This is a genomic window from Chitinophaga sp. (assembly GCF_035564935.1).
Taxonomy (GTDB): domain Bacteria; phylum Bacteroidota; class Bacteroidia; order Chitinophagales; family Chitinophagaceae; genus Chitinophaga.
In genome coordinates this window covers 1-1,891 of the sequence record NZ_DATMTE010000713.1, presented here as the reverse complement: position 1 = coordinate 1,891, position 1,891 = coordinate 1, and the positions used below count along the sequence as shown (strand labels likewise).

Sequence of the window (1,891 nt, the reverse complement as noted above, 5' to 3'; positions counted from 1 at the left end):
GTTTAATCCTCGTTTCGCTACCTTCAAAATATCTGCCGCAGGCGTGGTTTTCAGCGTTTCTTCCTCGAAAGGTTTTACCAATTCACTGAGTTTGCCTAAACCTGCGGAATTACCGCTTTTTGCAAATGCCTCCCGCAGTATTCTTATCTTTTCATAATCCTGTATGCCTTCAATCAGTCTTTCATAACGGATGGAAGACCTGGGTCCGGGATATACGAGATAAGTATCTCCGGCGGCCCAGGTGCGGAACCGCGAATCGTGCAGCGGATCAGCTACCCAGCAGTTGAATGCCCAGCGCAGGTAACCGTTATAACCTCTCTTCGCAGCATGCCAGCCCATAAAGGCCGATTCTGCAGGCGGGGAAAATGTAAAGGTATTCGGAAAGCCTTCCGTGCAGCATGTATAAAAAGTAGTAGGCAATCCTTTTGCCAGGCGTGCTTTCATTATGTTTTCAGGGAAAGATTCCTTCAATGCAATACAGTAATCATGTATTTCATTGGCCAGTGGCTCATGATAACTGCCTGCCAGCGATAACTTAAAATCCTTATCAGCACTACGGATCACCTTCAGGGTTTCCAGCATAGCCTCCATTGGTCTTTCATCCATGGCAATAGCAGTAATATTGTACCAGCCTTTTGCTTTCAGATGTTTTACAAAATCAGTCAGCATTGGTTGCCAGTGCTTTGTGTATTCTGCGGAACCCGGCTTGGCAACAATGAAAGTATCTTTTCCCGCAGCCTCATCATAATAATAGAATTTCAGGTTCCATGGAATCATGCTGTAACAGTTGATTTCCTTCCGGATACCCTGATCCATCATGAACTGCACCCATTTATCAAAGACGCTGTAGTCGTAGGTCCAGCTGCCATTTTTCTTCTTTGTCCACTTCACCATTGTACCATAAATATCCTCTGTCTGACTATTCCAGGGATCATATATGATGGTAGTGGTGATTACTTTCTGGCCTGCATCTGCCAGCATTTTCATATACGGTTTCATGGCTTTGAAGTGTGCATCGCTCCATGGTTTTACACCATATACACGCGCTATGGCATACGGGCTTTGCCACAGATCGAGGTGGAACTGCCAGTCTTTCGGCGCGGGCAGGGTATGTTCCAGCACGGTTACTTCAAAGGGCATATTCACCGTTGTAGCACCGGATTTCACATTTACGGAGCCTTTGTAAGCGCCTGCAGGAGTGTTTGCCGGCACCCGGACGCTCAGCCACACTGGTTGAGTAGTGCTGGCAGCCATGGTGCTTTTATTAATGATGTCAATACCATCCGCTACCAGCGATGAATCGAAATCTTTGGGATTGCGGTGTCCGCAACCGCTGCCATCTTTGTTAAGACCATCTGTGAGTACATATCTCACAAAGCCGGTGGTTATTGCTGAAGCAGCAATTGTATGGCCTTTGCCGTCTTTCAGTGCAGAAGCCTGGACACTTACTTCGGGCTGCGCTGCTGCCGACCATATCACCAGTTGTGTATGGACCTTTTCACCTTTCCAGGCTTTTGTTTCCCAGGAAGGCGTTAATCCGTTGTTATCCGGTGCATTTCTTTTTTCATAACGGGTATCTGCAGTACCAAATGCAACGTGAAGCCTGGTGTCATTAACAGCTGCCCAGGAAGCTTTATTAACGGGTTTGGGATCGGGCAGGTCCCTGTAGCCAGCGGCAGGAGATGTTTGCGCCCATACGTTTTGTTGCAGTGCCAGCATTACCAGCACGCCAAAAAATTTGTTCACCATACTAAATTTTAGCGTTTTCAGATATTGGAATAACAGAATAGGTTAAGTATCTGCCATCCGGAAACCTCAATATCTATAAAAAAAGTGGATTTTTTCCGTTTATCGGGATGACTGGTCATATAAAAGAGGAAAGCCGGATCTA

General features: G+C 46.4%; 1 protein-coding gene. It reads right to left on the bottom strand.

Features of this window, described 5'->3' with window-relative positions; genetic code table 11:
* Window positions 1-1,749: DUF4091 domain-containing protein (locus tag VN105_RS18410; RefSeq protein WP_325642994.1), on the bottom strand; the 1,749-nt coding region annotated here is incomplete at its 3' end.
* Between the last annotated feature and the right edge of the window lie 142 nt (window positions 1,750-1,891).